Genomic DNA, 22,245 nt, shown 5'->3' on the forward strand with positions numbered 1-22,245 from the left:
CGCGTGCGGTGCTCAATCGCGTCAGGGCTTGAGCACCACCTTGACCATGCCGTCTTGCTTCTTCTGGAATGTCTCGTAGGCATCGGGTGCCGAGCTCAGCGGCAGCCGATGGGTAGCGAACTGCTCGACGCCGAGCGGATCGGAGTCGGTCAGCAGCGGCATGATGTCCGGCACCCACCGCTTCACGTTGGCCTGGCCCATCCGCAGCTGAATCTGCTTGTCGAACAACGTCATCATGTTGATCGGGTCGGCCGCTCCGCCGTAGACGCCGGACAGGGAGATGGTTCCGCCGCGGCGCACCAGTGAGATCGCGGAGTTCAGTGCGGCGAGCCGGTCGACGCCCGCGTGCCGCATCACGGCCCGGCCCACCGGCGGTGGAAGGAAGCCCGCGGCGGTGTGCACGGTCTCGGCGATCGGGGACCCGTGGGCCTCCATCCCGACCGCGTCGATCACCGAGTCGGCGCCGCGGCCCTCGGTGTAGCTCATCACGACGTCTTCGGCGTCGTCCTTGCGCAGGTCGATGACGTCTTCGCAGTATTCGCGTGCCCGGCTGAGGCGTTCGTCCACCAGGTCGACACCGAGGACCCGACATCCCTTGCGCTGCGTTGCGATCCGGCACGCCATCGAGCCGATCGGCCCGAGGCCGAGCACCACAAGGGTGCCGCCGTCGGGCACGTCCGCGTATTCGACGGCCTGCCACGCGGTGGGCAGCACGTCGGACAGGTATACGTAGCGTTCATCCGGCCCGTCGTCGGGGACCTTGATGTGGGTGTACTGGGCCTGCGGCACGCGCAGATACTCGGCCTGGCCGCCGGCCACCTCGCCGTACAGCTTGGAGTAACCGAACAGCGCGGCGCCGGTGCCCTGGTCGCGGTTCTGCGTCGTCTCGCATTGGCTTTGCAGTCCGTGGCCGCACATGAAGCAGTGTCCGCACGAGATGTTGAACGGGATCACGACGCGGTCGCCCACGTTGAGGTCACCGGTCTCGCGGCCGACCTCTTCGACGACGCCCATCGCCTCATGTCCCAAGATGTCGCCTTGGCTCATGAATGCGCCGAGCACCTCGTACAGGTGAAGATCCGACCCGCAGATGTTGGTGCTCGTGACGCGGATGATCGCGTCGGTCGGTTCCTTGATCGCCGGGTCGGGCACCGTGTCGACGGACACTTTTCTCCGCCCCTGCCACGTGACTGCTCGCATGGGTCCTCCTCTGCGGTGAGCTTTCTATGGGCGTGCCCACTCGCAGGAGCGTCAAACCTACGACCGGACGGCGAATCGCACCAGACGCGCCTGCATCTCCGGATATGGTTTAGCCGCAGGGATTTCACGACCGTCACGCACGGCGACCGCGACCTGGGCGGCGGCATGGATCGCGGCGCGGTACGGCAGCGAGCCCGTCGACACCCGGCGCACTCCGAGGGCGGCGAGGTCGGCTAGCGAGCAGCCCGGGATGGCGAGGACGTTGACCGGACGCTCGATCGCGCCGGTGAGCTCGCGCAGCACGTCGGGATCAGTGGCGCCGGGAACGAAGATGCCGTCGGCGCCGGCGGCAACGTACTGGGTGGCGCGGTCCAGCGTGGAGGCCACGGTTGCGTCCTGGCCGAGCCAGTACGTGTCGACTCTAGCGTTGACGAACACGTCGGGCGAACGTTGTTTGATCGCAGCGACTTTGGCGGCGTGTGCCTGCGGGGTGATCAGCTTTTCGGCCGAGCTGTCCTCGATGTTGATGCCATCGACGGGCAACTGCGCGACGTAGGTGGCGACGTCATCAGGCCCGTCTGCATAGCCGTCTTCGATGTCCATGGAGACATAGCAGTCAAGTGTGCGCAGCGCGGCGGCGAGTTCGATGTTGGCGTCTCGGGTGGCGCGGCCGCCGTCGGGCCGTCCGAGGCTGGAGGCCACACCGAAGCTCGTCGTACCGATGGCGGTGAACCCGCATTCGAGCAGAGCGAGTGCCGACGGCACATCCCAAGCATTGGGTAACAGCAGCGGCAGCTCGCCAAAGTGCAAGTCCGCGAACGTCATCCGTCGCTCCACGGCGTGACAGGCCGGCCGCGGCGCTCGCCGTCGACGATCACGTCGAGGCGCTCGTCGAAGAAGCAGACCCGGTCACGGACGGGCTCGGCGTCGTGCAGCGGCTCGTGGTAGGTCCATGCGATGTCGCGCGGCCCGTCGGGCACCGAGAAGTAGGAGGCCCGGCCCTTGTACGCGCAGTAGGTCACCGTTTCGCTGGGTTCGAGCCGCACGGCGACGTCTTCGCGTGGAAGGTAGAACCGCACCGGCAGCAGCGTTTCGAAGAGCAGCATGGGCCGCGACGACTCGGCCAAGAGTTGGCCATCGGACTCGATCCGGATATGGCGGCTGCTGCGCAGCACATCGATCCGGCCGAACGGATCGTGCGGGTGGCTGACGATCGGCTCGTCCTCCTCGCGCCATTCGAACGCGTTGAACTCGAGGATCACGTAGTCGGACAGGTCGGGGTCGTCGGGTCGGAACGCCGCCGCGGCGCCGGTCTCGTCGCCAACGAGGACGTCGTATGCGGTGCCCGAGCACGAATGCGCGTCGAACGGAACCGTCGGATCGAGGATCGGGCGAGAGCTGATCGCGGGCAGCCGAACGCCGACGTCCTCGTCGGCACCCGACTCGGCACCGGCCGGGACGAGTTGCGCCGTCAGGGCACTGCGCGGGACGGCGTAGGTCGGCACGACGCGCCGCGGCTCCCAGACCAACCGTGCTTCATACGTGTCGGCGACCGGCTCGCCTGCGAGGTAAACGCGAATTCTCTTGGCCGTCGGCTCATACCGCAGAGTGTCGAGACTGCCGCTGAGCAGGTCCATCATTCGAACGCCCATCGCGGACCCCTTTCATTTGCGGGGCGGGCGCAACAAGTTCATCGCCACTCGCATTATCGGGCCGGGCACGCGATCCTTGGCGGAAAGCGCGGCACTGGCCGCTCGCGTGCGCATCTCGGCGCCGCGGCCGAACATCTTGTTCAGCGGGCCACCGGTCGGCTCGAGGTCCACATGCAGCGGTGGCTTGCCGTCGGCGGCGCCAAGCGCATTGGAGATCACAATGCGCTGGATCTCGCTCGTGCCTTCAAAGATGGTGTACAGCTTGGCATCTCGATACCACTTCTCAACCGGGTGGTCCTTCAGGTAGCCCCAGCCACCCATCGTCTGGATAGCCCGCTCGGTCGTCTTGACGGCGACTTCGCTGGCGGCCAGCTTCGACATCGAGCCCTCGCCGCGCTCGAACGGCACACCGGACGCGGCCATCCACGACGCCCGCCAGGTGAGCAGCCGTGCGGCGTCGATCGCGGTGGCCAGGTCGGCCAGTGGAAAGGCGATGCCCTGGTTGTCGATGATCGGAGAGCCGAATGCCACGCGGCGGTTCGCGTATTCGGTGACGTATTCGAGTGCAGCCCTGGCGATTCCGAGCGCCTGTGCGGCAACCATGGGCCGCGTCTGTTCGAAGGTGCCCAGCGTGGCCGACCCGGAGCGCTGTCCGCCTTCGATCGCCTCGCGCGCCTTGGCGAGTTTGTGTTCGAGCTTCTCGTGTCCGCCGAGCAGGTGATCGCCGGGCACGCGGACGTTGTTGAATTTGAGTTCTGCCGTGTGCGAAGCGCGGCAGCCGAGCTTGTCGAGCTTGCGGACCATCTCCAGGCCAGGGGTGCCGCCGGGCACGATGAAAAGTGCCTGACCCTTGTGGCCGAGTTCCTGGTCGACGACCGCGTTGACGACGTGCACGTTGGCGATGCCGCCGTTGCCGATGAACATCTTGTGGCCGTCGATGATCCAGTCGTCGCCGTCGCGGCGCGCCGTCGTGCGCAGATTGCGGACGTCGCTGCCGCCCTCGGGTTCGGAGATCGCGAGCGCGGCGAGCTTGAGATCGCCTGGCGTGCCGAAGCATTCGGGCGCCCATTGGAGCATCTGCTCGGGCGATGCGGCCTGGCCGATGGCTGAGAGCGCCAGGGCGGGCATCACCACGGCAAGGCCGATGCCTGCGCAGCCCCAGAAGAGCTCTTCCATGAACATCGGCAGCGACAGTCCCGTGGGGTCGCCGATCAGGTCGCGGTAGAACAACGGGCCATAGAAACCCCGGGCAGCCGCTTCTTCTAAAACCGGCCACGGGAATTCCTGGCGCTGGTCGTACTCGGCCGCGACCGGGCGGACGCACTTCTCGGCGAACTCGTGCGTGCGCCGCGCAAGGTCGTGTTGCGCGGCGGTGGGAGTGATATCGAAGGCCATCGATCCTCCGATTAGCCGCGCACGCCGGTTACGAAACAATTGCCCCGTTTGTGCCGCACACTTGGGCGGTGAAACTCGCGGGCCTTCATCTTCGGCAGCGCGACGGGGTCACGTGCGGGCCGACGGTCGCGGTGGTGGCAGGCGCCCTGCTGGACCCTGGCTATCGCGCTCGGCTGTCGGGCAATGAATGGTTTGCAAGCGAGCAGGCCCGAGTGCATGCGGAGGTGAACCGGATCTGGCCGCGCCGCCTCGGCACGACTCCGATGGGAATGGCGCGGGCGGTCAACATGCACAGTGCGGCCAGGTATCGATGGCGGCTGTTCCGCGGCCGGTGGGACGGACTGGCCGATGTGCGGCGATCGGTCGAGGCAGGCTGGCCCGTGGCGATGTTGATCGGCCGGATCGTTCCCCGGCATTGGGTACTGATCGTCGACGCGGTTGGTGATCGGCTCGAGTGCTATGAACCGTCGTCGGGGGAGGTGCGCTCGGTCGAGCTGAACGACATGCGGCGGTCGCGGCTGCGTGGAGTGGGTTACCCGAGGCCGTTTGCGTTCGTGCTGCCGAGCTCGGCCACCCGGTCAGCGACGAGCTGATCGTGCGGCGCGTCGGAAGCCTTGAGTCCGGCGACGACGCCGGCGCGGTTGCGTTCGGGTTGGTTCTGGGACATCTTCGCCTTGCCTTCGACGTGGTCGATGACGAGCTCGACGCCGACGATCGCTCGTAGCTGCGCGCGGGTGTAGCTCTCGGGTGCGTCGCTCACCTGCCACGGCTGAGCGCGGTGCTTCTCATGGTTGTTCGTCAGGGTGGTGACGAGATTGAGCACCCAGTCGGGATCGTCGTGCACGACCAATCGGCCGTGGACATGCAGCACCTCGTAGTTCCAGGTGGGAACGACCTTGCCGGTCTCGGCCTTTGTCGCATACAGGCTCGGTGAAATGTAGGCCTGCGCGCCGGAGAAGATGGCGACGGACTCGGCGCCGTCGGCATGCCAGTGGGGGTTGGCGCGGGCGACATGGCCAAGGAGCGAGTGCCCGTCGTAGATGAGGGGAAGCGGCGTGACGATCAAACCCGTCGAGTCGTGCGTGACCAGATGCGCGAACCCGGCTTGGGCCAATGCATCGCGGGTTTTGTCATCAGACAGCGCGAACTTCCTGGGTACGTACATGGTCACTCAAGCGTAGGGCCAGGTGGGTGTTCGAACGTATGATCGAACAGTGGGCGAGCTCCAGTCGATCGGCTACAACGGGCAGCCCGTGGAGCAGGCGTTCCGGCGGGTGGATCCGCCCGTCGCAGTGCTGGTGGACCTCGCCGCATTGTTTCCGCGCGAGCCGCACCGCGGCGGCGGCTACAACCCGGCCGGATTGCAGATGCATGCGGTGGTCGAGGGCCGGCTCACCTGCTGGGGTATGTGCGAGCAGGGCCACTGGTGGGGACTCGTCACGTACGACATCGCCTACGGCGCGCGGCGCAAATCGGTGACGCACTGGATACCCGCGTGGATGCTCAAACGAATAGTGGATCGCGGCTAGCTACGGCCCTTGGTCTTCTTCGGGTAGTAGGTATTTCTCGGGGTGGTGGAAGTTGTTGACCCGGGCTTGTCCGGTGTCCAGGTGCGGTGGCGGTATCCATTCCGTGCGGCCGTCGTCGCGTTTGCGGGTGGTCCAGCCGCCCTCTTCGACCAGGCGGTTGTCGCCTCCGCAGGCGAGGGTGAGTTCGTCGATGTTGGTTTGGCCGTTATTGGTCCAATTCCGGTCGGCGTGGTGAACCTGGCAGCGATATCCCGGTGCGCTGCAGCCGGGTCGGGTGCAGCCGCGTTCCTTCGCCAGCAACACGATGCGTTGGGCGGCCGAGGCGGTCCGTCGAGCGCGTCCCAGATATAGCGGCAACCCGGTGTGGCGGTCGAACACCGACAGATAGTGATAGGAGTGGGTGGCCAGCTTGATCACCGCACTCATTGGTAAGAAGGTGCCCCCAGCGGTGAGCGCGTGCCCTTTTCCGGACACCAGTTCTTGCAGTGTGGTGGTCACGATGATCGTGCAGGGCAGCCCGTTGTGCTGACCCAGCTTCCCCGAACTGAGCACACTGCGCCCCATCGCGGTGAGCGCGTCGTGATTGCGCTGACCTTGCGAACGCTGATCACTGTGCACCGCGGCCTCGGCCGGTTGCTCGTCGACGCATGGCGCCTCGTCTCCGGGGTTGCACATGCCAGGGGCGGCCCACTTGGCCAACACCGCATCCAAAGTCGCCCGGCCTTCGGGATCCAACCGGCCGTGGATGCGGCTCGTCCCATCGATGCCCTGCTTCTCAATCGTCAGATAGCGCCGCCGGGCGTGCTCGGCCTCCTCCGGCTCGTCGCCGTCCTGGTTGAGCAAGAACGCCAAGCGGTCCGCGGCCTCGCGCAATTCGACCGGCCCCACCCCCGCGGCGGCGCGGGCCAAATCCGCCTCAGCCAACTCCCGGGTCTGGGCATCGACGGAAGCCGGTAGCGCATCGAAGAATCGCGCGAGCACCTGCACATGCTCGACCCCGATCAGCCCGCGCTGCTGGGCGGCGGCCACCTTCGGCAACTGCGGTTGCAGCCCCTCGCCCGTCAGCCCACGCCGCGGCCCCACCAGCTCGGCGTGCTTGATCCTCCGCTTGGCTTCTTTCGGCGAGATCCGCAACCGCGTCGCCAACACATCCGCCAAATTCTTACCGCCCAACGCCTTCGGATCGGCTTCGGCGGCCAGCCGGCTGATGATCTGATGGTCGACCATCGGCTGGCGGCGCGCCACCACCTCGCGGCGGTGCTGCAACGCCAGCAGCTCGGTATGCGTCAGCGCGTCCAGCGACAGCGCGGCCACCTTCTCGTTGACGGCCTCCCACTCGTCATAGACCGCCGCCACAGCCTCACGATCCGAACCCATACATCGAACATTAGTTCGAACCACCGACAAGTTACGCCGACGGGCGCTCGGCCTCAGATATCCGTCGTTGTGCTTCGCCGGTCGAAATCCGCAACCTCCTGGACAACGTGTCTGCTTGTGCAGCAGGGTCGGCCTCGGCGAGGATCCGGCCGATCAGCCTTCGACTGAGTCCGGCCGACGCTTTGTCGAACGTTTCCAGCCGCTCGAGAAGTGCATATCTATCCGCGCGCGACAGCGCATCCAATGGCAACACGGAAAGCGCGCGATAGCCGGATTCAACCGCCTCGAGCGCCCCGATGATCTGATCTTTTGTAGTCGTCATGCACTAACCATGCAGCCGCCCACCGACAAGTAGCGCTCGTCCGCAATCCGCTGAGTCGGCGCCGATCACGATGTAGTCGTAGGCGCTCAAACGACGTTCACATAGTCCAGGAACCGGGCGGCGTAGTCCGCGTCGCCGCCGATCGTCACGTCACGTTCGCGCCATCCGACCCGCTGCGTGCCCCACTCGGGGAATTCGATTGCCCGCCCGGCGATCTGGGCTGCGCACCCGTCCGATGACCCCACATAGACGCCACCGTCCGGGCGCACCACCCAGCGCCGGCCGCCGGGACCGGACAAACTGATGGCCACTGGCCGATCCAGCCATCCCGGTCGAGCGGCACCCAGCTGGTTGCCGAGCACCGCCATCATCCACTCGAGCACGACGGCGATCCGGTTGGCATCGGTGGCAGGCGCATCCCGGCCAAGCGCGGGCGCGATGTCGTGGCGCAGATGGGTGTGGGTATCGAACACGATCGCGCACAGCAGCTGGCCGACCGGAAAACGACCGAGGTCCGCCAACCGTGTCGGCATGCGCGTCAGCGGAGTTCGGGCAAGCAGGCCCATCGTGCGCAGCACCACCCGACTCCAGCGCTCATACTCTGCGAGGACTTGTGACGCCGGCCAGTCGCGACGCGGATCGACCATCTCGTCATTAGTGCGCTCAATGTCCTTGCTGCGGACGAGCTGTAGCGCGGCAGGACCGAACAACGCGTGGCAAGCCGAACCCATGTGGGCGATCACGTCTTGCACGCGCCAGCCCGCAGCCATGCTTGGCGTCTTCCAGTCGGCGTCGTCGAGATCCCGGCAGAACTGCAGCACTTCCAAGCGTTCCAGCCGCAACGCGCCAACCGCGTCGTTGGTCACGGCTAGCAATCATGCCTCGTGGCCAGGATCAAGATCGCGGACATCGGAGAAAGTAACCAGTTGCTCGAACTTCTCCGGTGCGCTGCCTGCGACGGGTTCGAGCAGGTGCCCGACATGGTCGCCCATGTCGTAGCGGCTGAGTACCTCACCGACGAACCAGCCGGCCGCGTCGGAGAGGATCGGCATCCCATGCGGCCCCGGCTGCCACTTGCAGCGCGCGAACTTGTCAGTGCGATCACCGGTCTCGCTGGCGAACAACCGGGCGAGCTCGCTATGCCTGCGCGGGACCAGATGCAACGCAAGGTGGCTCGCCCGCTGAGCCACACGAAAGGTGTGGTTGCGCTCCGACAGCCCCACCAGAAAACGCGGCGGCCCGATGCTTACCTGGCTGGTGAACCCGACGAGGCAGCCGGCAACTCCGTCGTCGGAGCGCGTGGTGACGACGTACATCGGATAGTCGAGCAGTGAGACCAGTTTCTCGAAGGGTTCCATCGTCGTCCGATCGTTAGGGTTTAGGTATGGCCAGAAGGTACGCCACCGCAGACAGCGTCGAGCTTCCCGAACTGCTCGACTTCGTGCGCCCGCGACATCGTATGGTGCTCACCACTTTTCGGTCCGACGGCTCATTGCAGAGTTCGCCTGTGACGGGCGGAGTCGACGACGCGGGACGCATCGTCATCTCCAGTTATCCGCAACGGGCCAAATCGGCCAACGTCAGGCGAACGCCGCGCGCGAGCGTGACCGTGCTCTCCGACGAATTCAACGGCCCGTACGTACAAGTCGACGGTGACGCCGAAGTCATCGAGCTGCCGGACGCCGTCGAGCCGTTGGCCGACTACTACCGATCCATCGCCGGGGAGCATCCCGATTGGTCGGAGTACCGACAGGCGATGGTCGACCAAGGCAAGTGTCTGATCCGCATCACCCCGCGGCGATGGGGGCCGGTGGCGACCGGCGGCTTCCCTCCCCAATAGCGCTACCAGGCGCCCGACAGGTCGAGCGTCATCGAGCCTGCGGGATCGGCGCGGAACTTCCCGGTGCCCGCCACGTCGGCCAACCCGCCCGTGCCTGACGCAACGCGCAGCTCGGCGGCCGCGACACCGTCGCGGTATTCACCGTCGTGCAGCAGCACCAGGCCGCCGTCCAAACCGCCGATCGTTCCCGTGACGTGTTCGATACCGACAAACAGCGCGCTCTTGTCGGGCATGTAGGTCAGCAGCCATTTGGTCGTGGAGGTGCCCTTGATGTCGCCCTCGTACCGCTTCGAGACGAGGGCCTCGGTCAGCTTCGTCGCATCACTGCCGTCCTCGAACGGCGTCTCGTCCCAACTCCCGATTTCAAAGCGAGCCTCGATGTGTCTGCTCATGGCAGTGGGAATACCCGGAGCGAGGGCTGGAGAATCGGCAGGCGAGCGTTAGGCCGCGGCGCGATTGTGGTAGTCAGGGCAGAGCGGTCGCGTTGCGTCCGCTAGCACGTCAAACTATAGTCTGGACACATGTCCAGAGGGTTCGGAGTCTTTGCGTGACACGATTTGTCCAGTTCACCGGCTCCGGATTCGTCCGCTAGTGCGCAGTGTCGTGAGCTGAGCATGCGCATCGCGTTGTTGTCCTACCGGAGCAAGACCCATTGCGGCGGGCAGGGCGTCTACGTCCGTCACCTGAGCCGCGGTCTTGTCGAGCTCGGCCATGACGTCGAGGTCTTCTCCGGACAGCCCTACCCCGAGGTGCTCGACCCGCGGGTGCGGCTGACCAAAGTCCCCAGCCTCGACCTGTATCGCGAGCCGGACCCGTTCCGCATTCCGTGGCCCAGCGAGATCAAGACCCGAATCGATCTGCTCGAGCTGCTGACGACGTGGACGGCGGGCTTTCCCGAACCTCGGACGTTCAGCCTGCGCGCGGCGCGGGTCCTGGCCGAGCGCCGCGCGGACTTCGACGTCGTACATGACAACCAGTGCCTCGGCACCGGGCTCCTCAAGATCGCCGAGTCCGGCCTGCCGGTGGTCGCGACGGTGCACCATCCGATCACTCGCGACCGCGTGCTCGACGTGGCGGCCGCGCGGTGGTGGAGAAAGCCGTTGGTGCGGCGGTGGTACGGGTTCGCCGAGATGCAGAAGCAGGTGGCCCGCCAGATCCCCGAACTGCTCACCGTCTCGTCGACGTCGGCCGCCGATATCGCCGAGGACTTCGGTGTGGCGTCCAGCCAGCTGCACGTGGTGCCGCTCGGTGTGGACACCGCGTTGTTCAAGCCCGGAGAGCGACGGGTCCGCGGCCGGATCATCGCGATCGCCAGCGCCGACGTTCCTCTCAAGGGCGTGAGCCATCTGCTGCATGCCGTCGCACGCCTTCGCGTGGAACGCGACCTCGAACTGCAGCTCGTCGCCAAGCTCGAACCCAACGGCCCGACGGAAAAGCTCATCGCCGAACTGGGCATCTCAGACATCGTGCACAGCTCCAGCGGGTTGTCCGATTCCGAGTTGGCGGACTTGCTGGCATCCGCCGAAATCGCTTGCATCCCTTCGCTCTACGAGGGCTTCTCACTGCCTGCAGTCGAGGCGATGGCCAGCGGCACTCCGATTGTGGCGAGCCGCGCAGGCGCGCTGCCGGAGGTGGTCGGCGCCGACGGCGAATGCGCCAGGCTGGTCCGGCCTGCCGACGTCGACGAGCTGACGCGGGTGCTGGGCGAACTGCTGGACTCGCCGCGGGAGCTGCGCCGTCTGGGTTCGGCGGGCCGCCGGCGCGCGCTCGAGGTCTTCAGCTGGGAATCCGTTGCGGCACAGACGGTGGCGGTCTACGAAAAGGCGATCGCGTGCTGACCGTCGACTTCGACCGGCTTGCTGTCGGTGCACGCACCAAGGTGATCGACGTGGGCTGCGGCGCGGGCAGGCACAGCTTCGAGGCCTACCGACGCGGCGCCGACGTCATTGCGTTCGACCAGAACGCCGCCGATCTCAACGACGTCGACGAGATCCTGCAGGCGATGAAGGCGCAGGGCGAAGTGCCGGAATCTGCCACGGCCGAGGCGGTGAAGGGCGACGCGCTGGAGCTGCCGTACGCCGACGCGTCGTTCGACTGCGTGATCGCATCCGAGATCCTCGAGCACGTCCCGGAGGACGACCGGGCGATCGCCGAACTCGTGCGTGTGCTCAAACCCGGTGGCTCGCTTGCGATCACGGTTCCTCGCTGGCTGCCCGAAAAGGTGTGCTGGGCGCTGTCCGATGAATACCACGCCAACGAGGGCGGCCACATCCGCATCTACCGGGCCGACGAGCTACGCGACAAGGTGCTTGCCCACGGCCTGCGGTTGACGCACAGTCATCACGCACACGCCCTGCATTCGCCGTTCTGGTGGCTGAAATGCCTTGTGGGAACCGCTAATTCCGATCATCCGGCCGTCAAGGCTTATCACAGGCTGCTTGTCTGGGACATGGTGAGCCAGCCATGGCTCACCCGCACAGCGGAGTCGCTGTTGAATCCGGTGATCGGCAAGAGTGTGGCGCTGTACTTCCGGAAGCCGGTGGTGTCTGTTGCTGGCTCCTGACGTCCCCGGCGTGCCCGGTGTCCTCACGCCGGCGCAATGCCGTCAGACCGCGCAGTCGATTGCCGCAACACAAGAATCTTCTGGTGCGATCCCGTGGTTCACCGGTGGCCACACCGACCCTTGGGATCACGTCGAAAATGCGATGGCGCTGACCGCGGCGGGGTTGTTGGAGCCCGCGCGTGGCGCGTTCGAGTGGTGCCGGACGGCCCAGCGTCCCGACGGGTCGTGGCCGATCCAGGTGCGTAACGGCGTCATCGAGGATGCCAACAGCGACAGCAACTTCTGCGCCTACATCGCCACCGGTGTATGGCACCACGTCCTGATTACGGGTGATCGGCGGTTCGCCGAAACCATGTGGCCCGTCGTCAGCAAGGCCATCGACTTCGTGCTCGGCCTGCAACGAAGCAGCGGCGAAATCGTCTGGGCGGCAAGCCCGTCCGGTCCAGAGCCCGATGCGCTGCTGACCGGCTGTGCCAGCATCTATCACAGCATTCGGTGCGCACTGGCGCTGGCGGACTACTTCGACGACCCTCAGCCCGAGTGGGAGGTCGCGGTCGGCCAGCTCGGCCACGCGATCGCCGATCACCCAGAGGCGTTCGTGGTCAAGGACCGATGGTCGATGGAGTGGTACTACCCGGTGCTCGGCGGCGCGCTGCGCGGCGCGGCGGCACGCTCACGCATCGACGAGCGGTGGAGCGATTTCGTCGTGGACGGGCTTGGCATCCGATGTGTCGACGACCGGCCGTGGGTCACGGGCGCCGAAACCTGTGAACTGGTAATGGCATTGGACGCCATCGGCGATACCGGCCGCGCGCGCGAGCAGTTCGCGGCCATGCACCACCTGCGCGAAGGCGACGGCTCGTACTGGACCGGACTTGTGTTCGCAGACGGCAAGCGGTGGCCCGAGGAACGCACCACGTGGACGGGCGCGGCAATGATCCTCGCCGCTGATGCGCTGTCGTCGACGACCGCCGCGAGTGGGATCTTCCGCGGCGCCGACCTGCCTCGCGGGCTAGAGGGCGAGTACGACTGCGCCTGCGCGACGAGCGATCGGTAGTCACTAGCGACGCCGTCGACTCGCGGCGTAATTCATTTGATCGAATAGCGTCGGCAGGCACGTCGCTCAGGCTTACGATCACGCCGGGCCGACGAGTACGGTCGCCTTTCACGTCGGCTAGGGGTTCTTGTCAGCCATATCCTTCCGAGCAAGGAGGCCGCATGTCCGGTGAAACTTCGCCCGCAACTCGTGGACGCATTGCCGGGGTCGAGGTGCGCTCGATCGACTATGTGCCGCTTAACGAACGGCACGGCCAGGTATGGAGTCAGGGGCCGTTGTGGTTCATGAGCAACGCCCAGATCGCGACTCTGGCGGTTGGCACATTCTCGATCACCGGGGGTGGCAACCTGATCTGGTCGTTTCTCGCGATCATCTCCGGTGTCCTCTTCGGGACGTTCTTCATGGCGTTCCACTCGGCACAAGGGCCACAGCTCGGGCTGCCCCAGATGATCCAGTCACGCCCGCAGTTCGGGTATATGGGCGCATTGCTGGTCTGGGCATTCGCATACTTGCAGTACGCGGGCTTCAACATTTTCAACACTATTTTGGCGGGCGACGCCCTGCACGCCACCATTCACGGGCCCAGCAAGATGTGGATCGTGGTCGCCACGTTGGTGGCGGCGATCGTAGCGCTGGTGGGCTACGACCTCATCCATGGAGTCGAGCGGTGGCTGACGGCGGGCTTCCTCGTCATTTTCGGGCTCCTGACGATCACGGTATGCACGCTGAACTATCCGCCCGGCTCCTTCGACATCGGCGATTTCAAATGGACACCGTTCCTAGTCCAGTTCGGCGCGGTTGCGGGTTACCAGATCAGCTGGGCCATCTACGTTTCGGATTACTCCCGCTACCTTCCTCCGTCGGTCACCGTCCGCTGGACCTTCCTGTGGACGTACTGGGGCTCCGCGCTGGGCGCGATCTGGTTGATGTGCTTGGGTTCGGCGCTGGCCGCATGGGCGGGCGACAACTTCGACACCATCGCGTCGCTCGAGTCGGCCGGTAATCAGCTGTTCTCCGGCTTCGGCGCTGTTGCGCTCGTCTTCTCCACGCTTGGCCTGATTTCGGTCACTGCCTTGAACATGTACGGCGGATCACTCACCTTGATCAGCGCGATCGATTCCTTCAAGAAGGTCCGGCCGACCTCGACGGTGCGCATCGTCACCATCACGTTCACAGCGGTGCTCTCGCTTATCCCGGCATTGCTGATCGGCGAGAACTTCCTCACCAACTTCGAGGATTTCCTGCTATTGGTGCTCTACTTGTTTGTTCCGTGGACCGCGGTCAACCTCGTCGACTACTACATCGTGCGACGCGGGCACTATGCCATTGCCGAGATATTCGACCCTCGGGGTATGTACGGACGATGGGGCTGGCGGGGCATCACGGCGTATCTCGTGGGCTTCGCGGCGATGGTTCCGTTCCTCAGCACCAGCAAGTACACGGGCTTTGTCGCGAACGCACTTGGGGGGGCTGACATCTCAATGTTCATCGGCCTTCCGGTCGCGGGAATCCTGTACTGGGTCCTCGCCAAGTCGGTCGACGTCGAGGCCGAGACCAGGGTCGCCCAAGCGGAGGCTGCAGAGCTGGAGCGGTTGGCTCAAGCGCACCTGCGTCCCGAGGAGGATTACAGGCCTGACGCGGGCTAGAGCACCTCGCCGGGGACGCCTGACGTCCGCTCCAGTACGCGCATCGACCCCTGGGCCTGCACCTCGCGAAAATCGTCGGCGTCCAGTGCGCGGCGATAGATGTGGAATGGCGCCTGCCCGCCGTCATTCGGGTCGGGGAACACGTCGTGGATGATCAGTGCGCCGCCGAGATCGACCCATTTGGCCCAGCCGTCGAAATCCCGCTGCGCGGCCTCTTCGGTGTGGCCGCCGTCAATGAACAACAACCGCAACGGCATTCGCCAACCACGCGCGACAACCGGAGACTTTCCCACGATTGCCACGACGTGATCGTCCAGACCCGCCGCGTCCAGCGTGTGCCGCGCAGTGGGCAGCGTGTCGAACAACCCGGTGACAGGGTCGACCAGCGACGTGTCGTGATACTCCCAGCCGGGCTGGTGCTCCTCAGAGCCGTGATGATGGTCGATGGTGTACACCACGCCGCCGGTCTGCTGGGCCGCAGCGCCGAGCAGCACCGTGGACTTGCCGCAGTAGGTACCGATCTCGACGCCGACGCCGTCGCCCAGATACTTGACCGCCGTGTCGTACAGCGTCCGGCCCTCGTCGGCGGGCATGAAGCCGATGACCTGCTCTGCGAGGGCGAAAAGTTCATCTGTGTGGCTCATCGGCGTCCAACTTACCGTTGCTGGTCATAGGCAGTTGTAGTAGCGTCCGGACATGTGTCCGATCCGGCCTTGGAGTCGACTCGGCGCCGTCTGACCGCCAAACAAGCCGATACCGTCGACCGCCTTGGTCGGGCCGCGGTCGACCTTCTATGTCGTGACGGATTCACCGGCCTGACCGTCCGTCGCGTGGCCGCCGAGGCAGGTGTCGGCGCGGCGACCGCATATACGTACTTCTCCTCGAAGGAGCATCTCGTCGCCGAGGTGTTCTGGCGCAGGCTCGCCGCATCGCCACCCGCCGCACACGAATCCGACGACCCCGCGGCGCGCGTCATCGAGGTGCTGCGGCATATCGCTCTGTTGGTTGCGGACGAACCGGAGTTCGCGTGCGCGGTGACCAATGCACTGCTGGGCAAAGACCCTGACGTGGACGTGTTGCGACTGCGCATCGGCCGCGACATCCGCGATCGGCTGACCGCCGCACTCGGACCCGAAACCGACCCGGATGTCATCGACTCACTGGAAATTCTCTACTCGGGCGCGCTCGTGCGGGCCGGGATGGGTCACACGTCGTATGTCGACATTGCGCAGCGGTTGGAGAAGTCGGCGCGGCTGATTCTGCGCTAGCCGCGAGGCCCGAGAATCGCCGACGCGGCGGTGATCGCCGGTTCGAGGATGGCGCGCACGTCGCGTCCGTCCTCGACGAAAAGCGCTGTCAGCTCGCGTAATCCGCCGAGCAGGATCAGCGCAAGCGGCCGGGAAATCGGAGACAGGTTGGCCCGCCGGAAGCCCGGACTGTCGGTGAGGTCGACGAGCATGTCGGTGAGGTGTTCCATGGCCAGCCGATGCAGCGGCCGAGCCGCCGCGCCCAGCGCAGGCGCCTCGCGGATCCAGCTCAGTGTGATCGCCGGCCGCGCGCCGATGTGATTGACGTACGCGACGGCGGCCTGGCGGATCTGCGCCTGCCAGTCTGCTTCTGGGTCCACGCTGCCCCGGATGCTGGCGATCAAATCTTCGTTGTTTCTGCGCAGCAACTCGATCAGGCACTCTTCCTTGCTCGCGAACTGCTCGTAGAAGGTGCGCTTCGATGTGCGCGCGTGCCGAACGATGTCGGCGACCGTCGTGTCGCGATAACCGCGCTCACCGATCGATTCGGCCAGCCCGTCGAGCAACCGGTCCCGGAAGGCAGAGAAAGCAGGGTCGACGGACGCACCCGTGTTGAGCGCTGTCGTCATTTCATCTCCCGGAAGCTCTTGCGCGGTGTTGGTACTACCCGGTACCGTACTACACATACTCGTGGTACATGGTAGTACCAAGCTAACGGCTGGAGCGATTACCAATGACTGACGCAGCGGTTGTCAACACCGAAGCCCCGACGACACCCGGCCCGCTCAAGCAACCACCGGTCGTGCCGTTCCCCAAGGCGGTCCAAGGAGTTGCCTTCGCGGGGTTTCGCCGCTGGATGATGCGCAAGGCAATCAAGCGGTACGGCCGTGTCTTTACGATCAACGTTCCGTTCTTCGGCCGCACGGTGATGATGTCGGACCCCGCACTGGTGCGGCAGGTGTTTCTCGCAAGCACCGATGACCTGATGAACGTCCAGCCGAATCTCAGCCGGATCTTCGGGCCCGGCTCGGTTTTCGCGCTCGACGGCACGCAGCACCGCAGTCGGCGCAAGCTGCTCGCCCCGCCGTTTCACGGACAGAGCATCAAGAACTACGAAAAGGTCATCGAAGAGGAAACGTTGCGCGAGAGCGCAAATTGGCCGGAAGGCAAGGAGTTTCGGACCCTGGAGCCGATGAACAAGATCACCCTCAACGTGATCCTGCGGACAGTGTTCGGGGCCGACGGTGTCGAGCTCGACTATCTGCGGCAGATCATCCCGCCGTGGGCAAAACTGGGTTCGCGTATGGCGACCATGCCCGAGCCGCCGGTAACCCTGGGTCGCTACAGCCCGTGGGGGCGGTTGGCGGAGTTCCGCCGCAACTTCGACCGCACCGTCTTCACGCTCATCGACAAGGCCGAAGCGGACCCGCATCTGGAGGACCGCACCGACATTCTGGCTCTCCTGCTTCGCAGCAGATACGACGACGGATCGAAGATGTCGCGTCAAGACGTCTCCGACGAGTTACTCACGCTCCTTGGCGCCGGGCACGAAACGACCGCATCCACGCTGGGTTGGGCGTTCGAGCGGTTGCGCCGCCATCCGGACGTCGTCGCACAGCTGGTCAACGAGGTCGACGAGGGCGGCAGCGAATACCGCCAGGCGACCATTCTCGAGCTGCAGCGCAACCGGACAGTGATCGACTTCGCCGGCCGCCACGTCGCCGCCGCTCCGTATTTCGAACTCGGTGAGTGGCGCATCCCGCACGGCTACGAAATCGTCGTCAGCCTCGCCGACCTACACAACAACCCGGAATTCTTCCCGAACCCCGAGCGGTTCGACCCGTCGCGTTTTCTCGGCAACAGGCCGCCCGCATTCGCGTGGGTGCCGTTCGGCGGCGGTACACGCCGCTGCATCGGCGCCGCATTCGCCAACACGGAGATGGACGTCGTACTGCGAACCATCCTGCGGCACTTCACGATTGAAACCGACGACGCGCCGGACGAGAAGATCCACTTCCGCGGCATCGCGTATACGCCGAAGGACGGCGGCCTGATCACCTTGCACCGCCGTCCTGTGCCTGCTGCCTAGACTCCCCTACTTGCGTGTGGGCCCACGGCGCGCTTGGGCAGCTTCCAGCCCGGCCGCGGGAAGTGGCAGGTATACCCGGTCGGGTAGCGCTCCAGGTAGTCCTGGTGCTCCGGCTCGGCTTCCCAGAAGTCGCTTGCGGGCGTCACTTCCGTGACGACCTTGCCCGGCCACAGCCCCGAGGCGTCGACGTCGGCGATGGTGTCCAGTGCGATGCGCTTCTGCTCGTCGTCGACATAGAAGATCGCCGACCTGTAGCTGGTGCCGACGTCGTTGCCCTGGCGGTTCTTCGTCGTCGGGTCGTGGATCTGGAAGAAGAACTCCAGCAGCGCGCGGTAATCGGTCTGCGACGGGTCGTAGACGATCTCGATCGCCTCGGCATGCCCCGGGTGATTGCGGTAGGTCGCGTTCGCGTTCTGGCCACCGGTGTAGCCGACGCGGGTGGACACCACGCCCGGCTGCTTGCGGATCAGGTCCTGCATGCCCCAGAAGCAGCCGCCGGCCAGGATCGCCTTCTTGTATTCGGTCACGCTGTCTCCTTTGTGAATAGCGTGCGGTACTGCCCATATCCTTCCGCCTCGAGGTCGTCGAGGTGGATGAACCGCAGCGCCGCCGAGTTGATGCAGTAGCGCAGCCCGCCTTCTGCGCGCGGACCGTCGGTGAACACGTGCCCGAGATGGCTGTCGCCGTGGGCGGACCGCACCTCGGTGCGGAGCATCAGGTGCGAGAAGTCACGCTTCTCGATCACGTTGTCGGACTCGATCGGTTTGGTAAAGCTCGGCCAGCCGGTGCCGCTCTCGAACTTGTCGACCGACGCGAACAGCGGTTCCCCGGAGACCACGTCGACGTAGATGCCGGGCTCGTGGTTGTCCCAGTATTCGCCGGTGAAGGGACGCTCGGTGCCGTTCTTCTGCGTCACGTGGTACTGCTCCGGCGACAACGCGTCGACCGCCGCTTGTGCTGAATGTCGCCGGCCGAGCGGCTCCGGGTTCTTGTTGTATTCCGCTGTCATAGTGCTTGTATAACCCCGTGCGGTACCCCATTAGTTCCTGCCTTCTTGCGGCCGGCGTCGTTCTCGCCTGCGCCCCGGTGGCGTCGGCCGATCCGGCGGTCGTCGCTCCGCCGGAAGTGCCGCCGGACCCCTCACGCCTGGTGTTCATCGACAATCCGGCGATCGTCGATCCGCATCCGATGCCGGTGGAGTCCTGGAGCCGCAGCGGCGACGGACTGGCGGTCGACTTCACGTCGGGCGTACCCGAGTGCTCCGGCGTGCACGTCGACGTCGAGGAGACCGAGCAGACCGTCACAGTCGAATTGCAGGGCGGTGCGCCGCCCGAATCCGTCGGCCGTATGTGCATCATGCTCGCGGTGTTAGGAACCCTCGAGATCCCGCTGCAAAGTCCGCTCGGAGAGCGGCAGGTGCTCGACAAAGTCCAGTAGAACGTGTTCTAGTTTCGGGGTGACCAGCAAGACGTTCACCCGCGAGGAGTTGGCCGCCGCGTTCGAGCAGTTCGAAGCGACGGTCGACCGCGCCGCTGCGACCCGCGACTGGGATCCATGGGTCGAGCAGTACACACCCGACGTGGAGTACGTCGAACACGCCGCCGGGACGATGCACGGCCGCGACGAGGTGCGCACCTGGATCTGGAAGACCATGGAGAGCTTCCCCGGCAGCTACATGACGTCGTTTCCCGCGCTGTGGTCGGTGATCGACGAGCAGACCAGTCGGATCATTTGCGAGCTCGACAACCCGATGCGCGACCCGGGCGACGGCACGATCATCAGTGCCACGAACATCACGATCCTCACCTACGCGGGCGACGGGCTGTGGTGCCGGGAGGAAGACGTCTACAACCCGCTGCGGTTCGTGTCCGCGACGGTGAAGTGGTGCCGCAAGGCCCAAGAGCTCGGCACGCTGCCCGACGAGGCGGCGGCCTGGATGAAACAATTCGGAGGCGCCAAGTGAAGCCGAAACTCGTCATCGGCGCCAACGGTTTTCTCGGCTCGCATGTGACGCGGCTACTGGTTGCCGACGGGCACGAGGTTCGCGCGATGGTGCGGCCGAACGCGATGACGATCGGCATCGACGATCTGCCAGTCACGCGGTTCGTCGGCGACATCTGGGACAACGACACCCTGCGCGAGGCAATGGCCGGTGTTGACGACGTCTACTACTGCGTCGTCGATGCCCGCGGCTGGTTGCGTGACCCGGCGCCGCTGTTTCATACGAACGTCGATGGCACCCGCAACGTGCTCGAGGTCGCGAAAGATGCTGGGCTGCACCGGTTCATCTACACCAGCAGCTACGTGACCGTCGGTCGCCGTCGTGGGCACGTTGCGAGCGAAGACGACGTCATAAATGACCGCGGACTCACGCCGTATGTCCGCTCTCGAGTACAGGCCGAGAACCTCGTGCTGCAGTACGCCAAGGAGCACGGGCTGCCGGCCGTCGCGATGTGCGTTTCGACGACCTACGGCAGCGGCGACTGGGGCCGCACTCCACACGGGGCAATCATCGCCGGCGCGGCGTTCGGCAAGCTGCCATTCGTAATGGGAGGCATCGAACTGGAGGCCGTCGGCGTCGACGACGCCGCGCGCGCAATGATTCTCGCCGCCGAACATGGACGAGTCGGCGAGCGGTACCTGATTTCGGAGAAGATGATCAGCAACGCAGAAGTCGTCCGCATCGCCGCCGAGGCGGCCGGAGTTCCTGGTCCTACCAAGTCGATTCCGCTGCCGGTGTCGTATGCGCTCGCCGTCGCGGGCAGCATCAAGGCGAAGCTGCGTGGCACCGACGAGCGGCTGTCGCTCGGCTCGCTGCGGCTGATGCGGGCCGAAGCACCGGTGGACTGCGGCAAGGCCGCCCGCGAATTGGGCTGGGAGCCAAGGCCGGTCGAGGAATCCATCCGCGAGGCGGCGAAATTCTGGGTCGGCCTGCGCGAAGCCAAACGCAAGAGCAAGACGGCAGGCTGAACGGCGCGCCGAACGCCGTTCAGTAGGTACCGCTTGCGACCCGGGCATGACTAGCCTCGGGTGACGTGACCGAGAAACTCCACGTCGACCTGTCCGGTGCGCCGCAGACAATGCTCGCCACCTTCTACGCCAAGGCGGTCGATGCCGGCCTGGAACGGCCGATCCTTGGCGACCGCTACGCCAGGGACATCGTCGACCGCATCGACTACGACTGGAAAAAGACCACGATCACCCCGGCGAACTCAGCGGCCGTCACCACCCGCAGCGCGCACTTCGACAGGTGGGCCCGGCAATTCCTCGCGGTCCATCCCGACGCCGTCGTGCTGCATTTGGGCTGCGGGCTCGACGCGCGGTACTTCCGGCTGGATCCCGGCCCCGGTGTCGAGTGGTACGACGTCGACTACCCCGACGTGGCGGACATCCGCAATCAGCTCTACCCGGCACACGACCACTACCACGTCGTCTCGGCGTCGGTCACCGATCCGGCGTGGCTCAACGACATTCCAGCCGACCGTCCCGTGCTGGCCATCGGCGAGGGCCTGACGATGTACCTGACCCAAGCGGACGGCGTCGCACTCTTTCGTCGAATCGTCGACCGTTTCCCTTCCGGGGAACTGCAATTCGACGCCTTCAGCCGGCTGGGCATCAAATCGCAGTGGACCAACGCAGTGGTGCGGCGCGCGGGCGCCACGCTGTACTGGGGCATCGACGGCCCCGACGACATTCTCGAGTCGGTACCCGGCGTGCGGCTGCTCGCCTGGGTATCCGCGATCGAGGTCGACGGGTTCGCGGAGGTGCCCTGGTATTACCGCGCCACGCTACGGGCTATGCGGGTCCTGCCCGGGCTGCGCTACATGGCGCAGTATCACCGCTACGCCTTCTGAGCGCGCACACCGAGCACGGGTTGCCGACGTCGGCCATGACCCCAACCCGCGGCCCACGGCCAGCGACCATGGTCATCGGCCCACACCAACTGCAGCGCCCGAATGTCCGGACCGCCAAGGGCCACCGCGAATGTCATGTGCGCATCGGGATGTTCCACTTCGACGATCTCGAGGAGCGGCCCAGCGCCCTCGGCGATGTGTGCGCCCGGTTTGAGGACCCGACCGCGCACCGCGGCCGCAGCCACGTCGTTCAACAGACGCGCCGCTCGCTCTGGAGATAGGCCCGTGACCAACAGCTCCGGTAGACCGCGGTCGTGGAGTCCGATCGTGTACGCATATGGGCGCCGGTCGTCTTCGACGCCCTGTACCGCCCATCCGTGTATTCGGATCGTCGCCAGGAGTTCGTCGAGATACTCCTCGGTGGTGCCGTTCGGGTTATCGCACTGCCAGCACATCACCGCACCTTCCTGTCGT

28 protein-coding genes are annotated in these 22,245 nt (G+C 65.6%); 13 read left to right on the forward strand and 15 right to left on the reverse strand.

Going from position 1 to position 22,245, the window contains the following annotated elements:
• Window positions 1–21: 21 nt before the first annotated feature.
• Genes ACWW36_RS09615 through ACWW36_RS09630 form a run of 4 tightly spaced genes read right to left on the reverse strand, consistent with a single transcriptional unit; the run spans window position 22 to window position 4,247 of the window.
• A complete protein-coding gene (locus ACWW36_RS09615; RefSeq protein WP_456141313.1) occupies window positions 22–1,200 on the reverse strand; it encodes an alcohol dehydrogenase catalytic domain-containing protein in 1,179 nt (392 codons plus the stop codon).
• A 57-nt stretch (window positions 1,201–1,257) separates the two neighbouring features.
• On the reverse strand, window positions 1,258–2,025 hold the full coding sequence (locus tag ACWW36_RS09620) for an isocitrate lyase/PEP mutase family protein (RefSeq protein ID WP_456141314.1): 768 nt from the start codon (window positions 2,023–2,025) through the stop codon (window positions 1,258–1,260).
• Window positions 2,022–2,852 (reverse strand): DUF427 domain-containing protein, encoded by an 831-nt coding sequence (locus tag ACWW36_RS09625; protein ID WP_456141315.1) that lies wholly within the window; start codon window positions 2,850–2,852, stop codon window positions 2,022–2,024. Before ACWW36_RS09625 ends, ACWW36_RS09620 begins: the two co-directional genes overlap by 4 nt.
• A gap of 12 nt (window positions 2,853–2,864) precedes the next feature.
• Window positions 2,865–4,247: an acyl-CoA dehydrogenase family protein gene (locus ACWW36_RS09630; protein WP_456141316.1), complete on the reverse strand. Its 1,383-nt coding sequence runs from the start codon at window positions 4,245–4,247 to the stop codon at window positions 2,865–2,867.
• A 68-nt stretch (window positions 4,248–4,315) separates the two neighbouring features.
• Between ACWW36_RS09630 and ACWW36_RS09635 the strand changes: the two genes are divergently transcribed.
• Window positions 4,316–4,840 (forward strand): hypothetical protein, encoded by a 525-nt coding sequence (locus ACWW36_RS09635; RefSeq protein ID WP_456141317.1) that lies wholly within the window; start codon window positions 4,316–4,318, stop codon window positions 4,838–4,840.
• On the opposite strand, the gene ACWW36_RS09640 is transcribed toward ACWW36_RS09635, so the two are convergent.
• Complete coding sequence (locus tag ACWW36_RS09640; RefSeq protein WP_456141318.1) at window positions 4,780–5,412, reverse strand: FMN-binding negative transcriptional regulator; 633 nt, start codon at window positions 5,410–5,412, stop codon at window positions 4,780–4,782. The two genes, ACWW36_RS09635 and ACWW36_RS09640, sit on opposite strands and share 61 nt — an antisense overlap.
• A gap of 49 nt (window positions 5,413–5,461) precedes the next feature.
• Between ACWW36_RS09640 and ACWW36_RS09645 the strand changes: the two genes are divergently transcribed.
• Window positions 5,462–5,776, forward strand: a complete 315-nt coding sequence (locus tag ACWW36_RS09645) for a hypothetical protein (RefSeq protein WP_456141319.1) — start codon at window positions 5,462–5,464, stop codon at window positions 5,774–5,776.
• Here the strand turns inward: ACWW36_RS09645 and ACWW36_RS09650 are convergent, their stop codons facing one another.
• The 4 genes from ACWW36_RS09650 to ACWW36_RS09665 form a co-directional block, all read right to left on the reverse strand.
• A complete protein-coding gene (locus ACWW36_RS09650) occupies window positions 5,777–7,153 on the reverse strand; it encodes an HNH endonuclease signature motif containing protein (protein ID WP_456141320.1) in 1,377 nt (458 codons plus the stop codon).
• 31 nt (window positions 7,154–7,184) lie between these two features.
• On the reverse strand, window positions 7,185–7,475 hold the full coding sequence (locus ACWW36_RS09655; protein WP_456141321.1) for a DUF222 domain-containing protein: 291 nt from the start codon (window positions 7,473–7,475) through the stop codon (window positions 7,185–7,187).
• Between the two features lie 86 nt (window positions 7,476–7,561).
• Entirely contained in the window at window positions 7,562–8,341 is a 780-nt protein-coding gene (locus tag ACWW36_RS09660) for a maleylpyruvate isomerase family mycothiol-dependent enzyme (RefSeq protein ID WP_456141322.1), read from the reverse strand.
• A 9-nt stretch (window positions 8,342–8,350) separates the two neighbouring features.
• Window positions 8,351–8,833: a flavin reductase family protein gene (locus ACWW36_RS09665; RefSeq protein ID WP_456141323.1), complete on the reverse strand. Its 483-nt coding sequence runs from the start codon at window positions 8,831–8,833 to the stop codon at window positions 8,351–8,353.
• A gap of 26 nt (window positions 8,834–8,859) precedes the next feature.
• On the opposite strand from ACWW36_RS09665, the gene ACWW36_RS09670 reads away from it, so the two are divergent.
• On the forward strand, window positions 8,860–9,315 hold the full coding sequence (locus tag ACWW36_RS09670; protein WP_456141324.1) for a PPOX class F420-dependent oxidoreductase: 456 nt from the start codon (window positions 8,860–8,862) through the stop codon (window positions 9,313–9,315).
• Window positions 9,316–9,317: 2 nt separating this feature from the next.
• Here the strand turns inward: ACWW36_RS09670 and ACWW36_RS09675 are convergent, their stop codons facing one another.
• Window positions 9,318–9,707 (reverse strand): DUF3224 domain-containing protein, encoded by a 390-nt coding sequence (locus tag ACWW36_RS09675; protein ID WP_456141325.1) that lies wholly within the window; start codon window positions 9,705–9,707, stop codon window positions 9,318–9,320.
• A 222-nt stretch (window positions 9,708–9,929) separates the two neighbouring features.
• Between ACWW36_RS09675 and ACWW36_RS09680 the strand changes: the two genes are divergently transcribed.
• From ACWW36_RS09680 to ACWW36_RS09695, 4 genes are all read left to right on the forward strand, one after another.
• A complete protein-coding gene (locus ACWW36_RS09680; RefSeq protein ID WP_456141326.1) occupies window positions 9,930–11,153 on the forward strand; it encodes a glycosyltransferase family 4 protein in 1,224 nt (407 codons plus the stop codon).
• Window positions 11,147–11,878: a class I SAM-dependent methyltransferase gene (locus tag ACWW36_RS09685; RefSeq protein ID WP_456141327.1), complete on the forward strand. Its 732-nt coding sequence runs from the start codon at window positions 11,147–11,149 to the stop codon at window positions 11,876–11,878. The genes ACWW36_RS09680 and ACWW36_RS09685 overlap by 7 nt, the downstream gene beginning before the upstream one ends.
• Window positions 11,865–12,935 carry a prenyltransferase gene (locus tag ACWW36_RS09690; RefSeq protein WP_456141328.1) on the forward strand — a complete coding sequence of 357 codons (1,071 nt, stop codon included), beginning with the start codon at window positions 11,865–11,867 and terminating at the stop codon, window positions 12,933–12,935. Before ACWW36_RS09685 ends, ACWW36_RS09690 begins: the two co-directional genes overlap by 14 nt.
• A 161-nt stretch (window positions 12,936–13,096) precedes the next feature.
• Window positions 13,097–14,581: a purine-cytosine permease family protein gene (locus ACWW36_RS09695; protein WP_456141329.1), complete on the forward strand. Its 1,485-nt coding sequence runs from the start codon at window positions 13,097–13,099 to the stop codon at window positions 14,579–14,581.
• Here ACWW36_RS09695 and ACWW36_RS09700 read toward each other — a convergent pair.
• The gene (locus tag ACWW36_RS09700) at window positions 14,578–15,225 is read right to left on the reverse strand and encodes a class I SAM-dependent methyltransferase (protein WP_456141330.1); all 648 of its coding nucleotides are present in this window, start codon (window positions 15,223–15,225) and stop codon (window positions 14,578–14,580) included. The genes ACWW36_RS09695 and ACWW36_RS09700 overlap by 4 nt on opposite strands.
• 54 nt (window positions 15,226–15,279) lie before the next feature.
• On the opposite strand from ACWW36_RS09700, the gene ACWW36_RS09705 reads away from it, so the two are divergent.
• Window positions 15,280–15,849, forward strand: coding sequence for a TetR/AcrR family transcriptional regulator (locus ACWW36_RS09705; RefSeq protein WP_456141331.1), 570 nt, complete (start codon window positions 15,280–15,282; stop codon window positions 15,847–15,849).
• On the opposite strand, the gene ACWW36_RS09710 is transcribed toward ACWW36_RS09705, so the two are convergent.
• On the reverse strand, window positions 15,846–16,457 hold the full coding sequence (locus ACWW36_RS09710) for a TetR/AcrR family transcriptional regulator (RefSeq protein WP_456141332.1): 612 nt from the start codon (window positions 16,455–16,457) through the stop codon (window positions 15,846–15,848). The two genes, ACWW36_RS09705 and ACWW36_RS09710, sit on opposite strands and share 4 nt — an antisense overlap.
• 104 nt (window positions 16,458–16,561) lie before the next feature.
• Here ACWW36_RS09710 and ACWW36_RS09715 point away from each other — a divergent pair, with 104 nt between their 5' ends.
• On the forward strand, window positions 16,562–17,917 hold the full coding sequence (locus ACWW36_RS09715) for a cytochrome P450 (RefSeq protein ID WP_456141333.1): 1,356 nt from the start codon (window positions 16,562–16,564) through the stop codon (window positions 17,915–17,917).
• Here ACWW36_RS09715 and msrA read toward each other — a convergent pair.
• Together msrA and msrB are read right to left on the reverse strand one after the other, a co-directional pair.
• Window positions 17,914–18,444, reverse strand: coding sequence for a peptide-methionine (S)-S-oxide reductase MsrA (gene msrA, locus ACWW36_RS09720; RefSeq protein WP_456141334.1), 531 nt, complete (start codon window positions 18,442–18,444; stop codon window positions 17,914–17,916). The genes ACWW36_RS09715 and msrA overlap by 4 nt on opposite strands.
• On the reverse strand, window positions 18,441–18,926 hold the full coding sequence (msrB, locus tag ACWW36_RS09725) for a peptide-methionine (R)-S-oxide reductase MsrB (RefSeq protein ID WP_456141335.1): 486 nt from the start codon (window positions 18,924–18,926) through the stop codon (window positions 18,441–18,443). Before msrB ends, msrA begins: the two co-directional genes overlap by 4 nt.
• A 17-nt stretch (window positions 18,927–18,943) precedes the next feature.
• Between msrB and ACWW36_RS09730 the strand changes: the two genes are divergently transcribed.
• The 4 genes from ACWW36_RS09730 to ACWW36_RS09745 all read left to right on the forward strand — a co-directional run bounded on the left by ACWW36_RS09730 (window position 18,944) and on the right by ACWW36_RS09745 (window position 21,771).
• On the forward strand, window positions 18,944–19,354 hold the full coding sequence (locus ACWW36_RS09730; RefSeq protein WP_456141336.1) for a hypothetical protein: 411 nt from the start codon (window positions 18,944–18,946) through the stop codon (window positions 19,352–19,354).
• A gap of 19 nt (window positions 19,355–19,373) precedes the next feature.
• The gene (locus ACWW36_RS09735; protein ID WP_456141337.1) at window positions 19,374–19,880 is read left to right on the forward strand and encodes a nuclear transport factor 2 family protein; all 507 of its coding nucleotides are present in this window, start codon (window positions 19,374–19,376) and stop codon (window positions 19,878–19,880) included.
• Complete coding sequence (locus ACWW36_RS09740) at window positions 19,877–20,887, forward strand: NAD-dependent epimerase/dehydratase family protein (RefSeq protein WP_456141338.1); 1,011 nt, start codon at window positions 19,877–19,879, stop codon at window positions 20,885–20,887. The genes ACWW36_RS09735 and ACWW36_RS09740 overlap by 4 nt, the downstream gene beginning before the upstream one ends.
• Window positions 20,888–20,997: 110 nt before the next feature.
• Window positions 20,998–21,771: a class I SAM-dependent methyltransferase gene (locus ACWW36_RS09745; protein WP_456142427.1), complete on the forward strand. Its 774-nt coding sequence runs from the start codon at window positions 20,998–21,000 to the stop codon at window positions 21,769–21,771.
• Here the strand turns inward: ACWW36_RS09745 and ACWW36_RS09750 are convergent.
• Window positions 21,759–22,226, reverse strand: a complete 468-nt coding sequence (locus ACWW36_RS09750) for a DUF4262 domain-containing protein (RefSeq protein ID WP_456141339.1) — start codon at window positions 22,224–22,226, stop codon at window positions 21,759–21,761. The two genes, ACWW36_RS09745 and ACWW36_RS09750, sit on opposite strands and share 13 nt — an antisense overlap.
• Between the last annotated feature and the right edge of the window lie 19 nt (window positions 22,227–22,245).

The sequence above is a fragment of the Mycobacterium sp. MMS18-G62 genome (assembly GCF_053877835.1).

Bases quoted from the DNA above. Each gene is read 5' to 3' on its own strand.
- ACWW36_RS09615 (WP_456141313.1), bottom strand. From the start codon at position 1,200: ATGCGAGCAGTCACGTGGCAGGGGCGGAGAAAAGTGTCCGTCGACACG.
- ACWW36_RS09620 (WP_456141314.1), bottom strand. From the start codon at position 2,025: ATGACGTTCGCGGACTTGCACTTTGGCGAGCTGCCGCTGCTGTTACCC.
- ACWW36_RS09625 (WP_456141315.1), bottom strand. From the start codon at position 2,852: ATGGGCGTTCGAATGATGGACCTGCTCAGCGGCAGTCTCGACACTCTG.
- ACWW36_RS09630 (WP_456141316.1), bottom strand. From the start codon at position 4,247: ATGGCCTTCGATATCACTCCCACCGCCGCGCAACACGACCTTGCGCGG.
- ACWW36_RS09640 (WP_456141318.1), bottom strand. From the start codon at position 5,412: ATGTACGTACCCAGGAAGTTCGCGCTGTCTGATGACAAAACCCGCGAT.
- ACWW36_RS09650 (WP_456141320.1), bottom strand. From the start codon at position 7,153: ATGGGTTCGGATCGTGAGGCTGTGGCGGCGGTCTATGACGAGTGGGAG.
- ACWW36_RS09655 (WP_456141321.1), bottom strand. From the start codon at position 7,475: ATGACGACTACAAAAGATCAGATCATCGGGGCGCTCGAGGCGGTTGAA.
- ACWW36_RS09665 (WP_456141323.1), bottom strand. From the start codon at position 8,833: ATGGAACCCTTCGAGAAACTGGTCTCACTGCTCGACTATCCGATGTAC.
- ACWW36_RS09670 (WP_456141324.1), top strand. From the start codon at position 8,860: ATGGCCAGAAGGTACGCCACCGCAGACAGCGTCGAGCTTCCCGAACTG.
- ACWW36_RS09675 (WP_456141325.1), bottom strand. From the start codon at position 9,707: ATGAGCAGACACATCGAGGCTCGCTTTGAAATCGGGAGTTGGGACGAG.
- ACWW36_RS09680 (WP_456141326.1), top strand. From the start codon at position 9,930: ATGCGCATCGCGTTGTTGTCCTACCGGAGCAAGACCCATTGCGGCGGG.
- ACWW36_RS09695 (WP_456141329.1), top strand. From the start codon at position 13,097: ATGTCCGGTGAAACTTCGCCCGCAACTCGTGGACGCATTGCCGGGGTC.
- ACWW36_RS09700 (WP_456141330.1), bottom strand. From the start codon at position 15,225: ATGAGCCACACAGATGAACTTTTCGCCCTCGCAGAGCAGGTCATCGGC.
- ACWW36_RS09710 (WP_456141332.1), bottom strand. From the start codon at position 16,457: ATGACGACAGCGCTCAACACGGGTGCGTCCGTCGACCCTGCTTTCTCT.
- ACWW36_RS09715 (WP_456141333.1), top strand. From the start codon at position 16,562: ATGACTGACGCAGCGGTTGTCAACACCGAAGCCCCGACGACACCCGGC.
- msrB (WP_456141335.1), bottom strand. From the start codon at position 18,926: ATGACAGCGGAATACAACAAGAACCCGGAGCCGCTCGGCCGGCGACAT.
- ACWW36_RS09745 (WP_456142427.1), top strand. From the start codon at position 20,998: ATGCTCGCCACCTTCTACGCCAAGGCGGTCGATGCCGGCCTGGAACGG.
- ACWW36_RS09750 (WP_456141339.1), bottom strand. From the start codon at position 22,226: ATGTGCTGGCAGTGCGATAACCCGAACGGCACCACCGAGGAGTATCTC.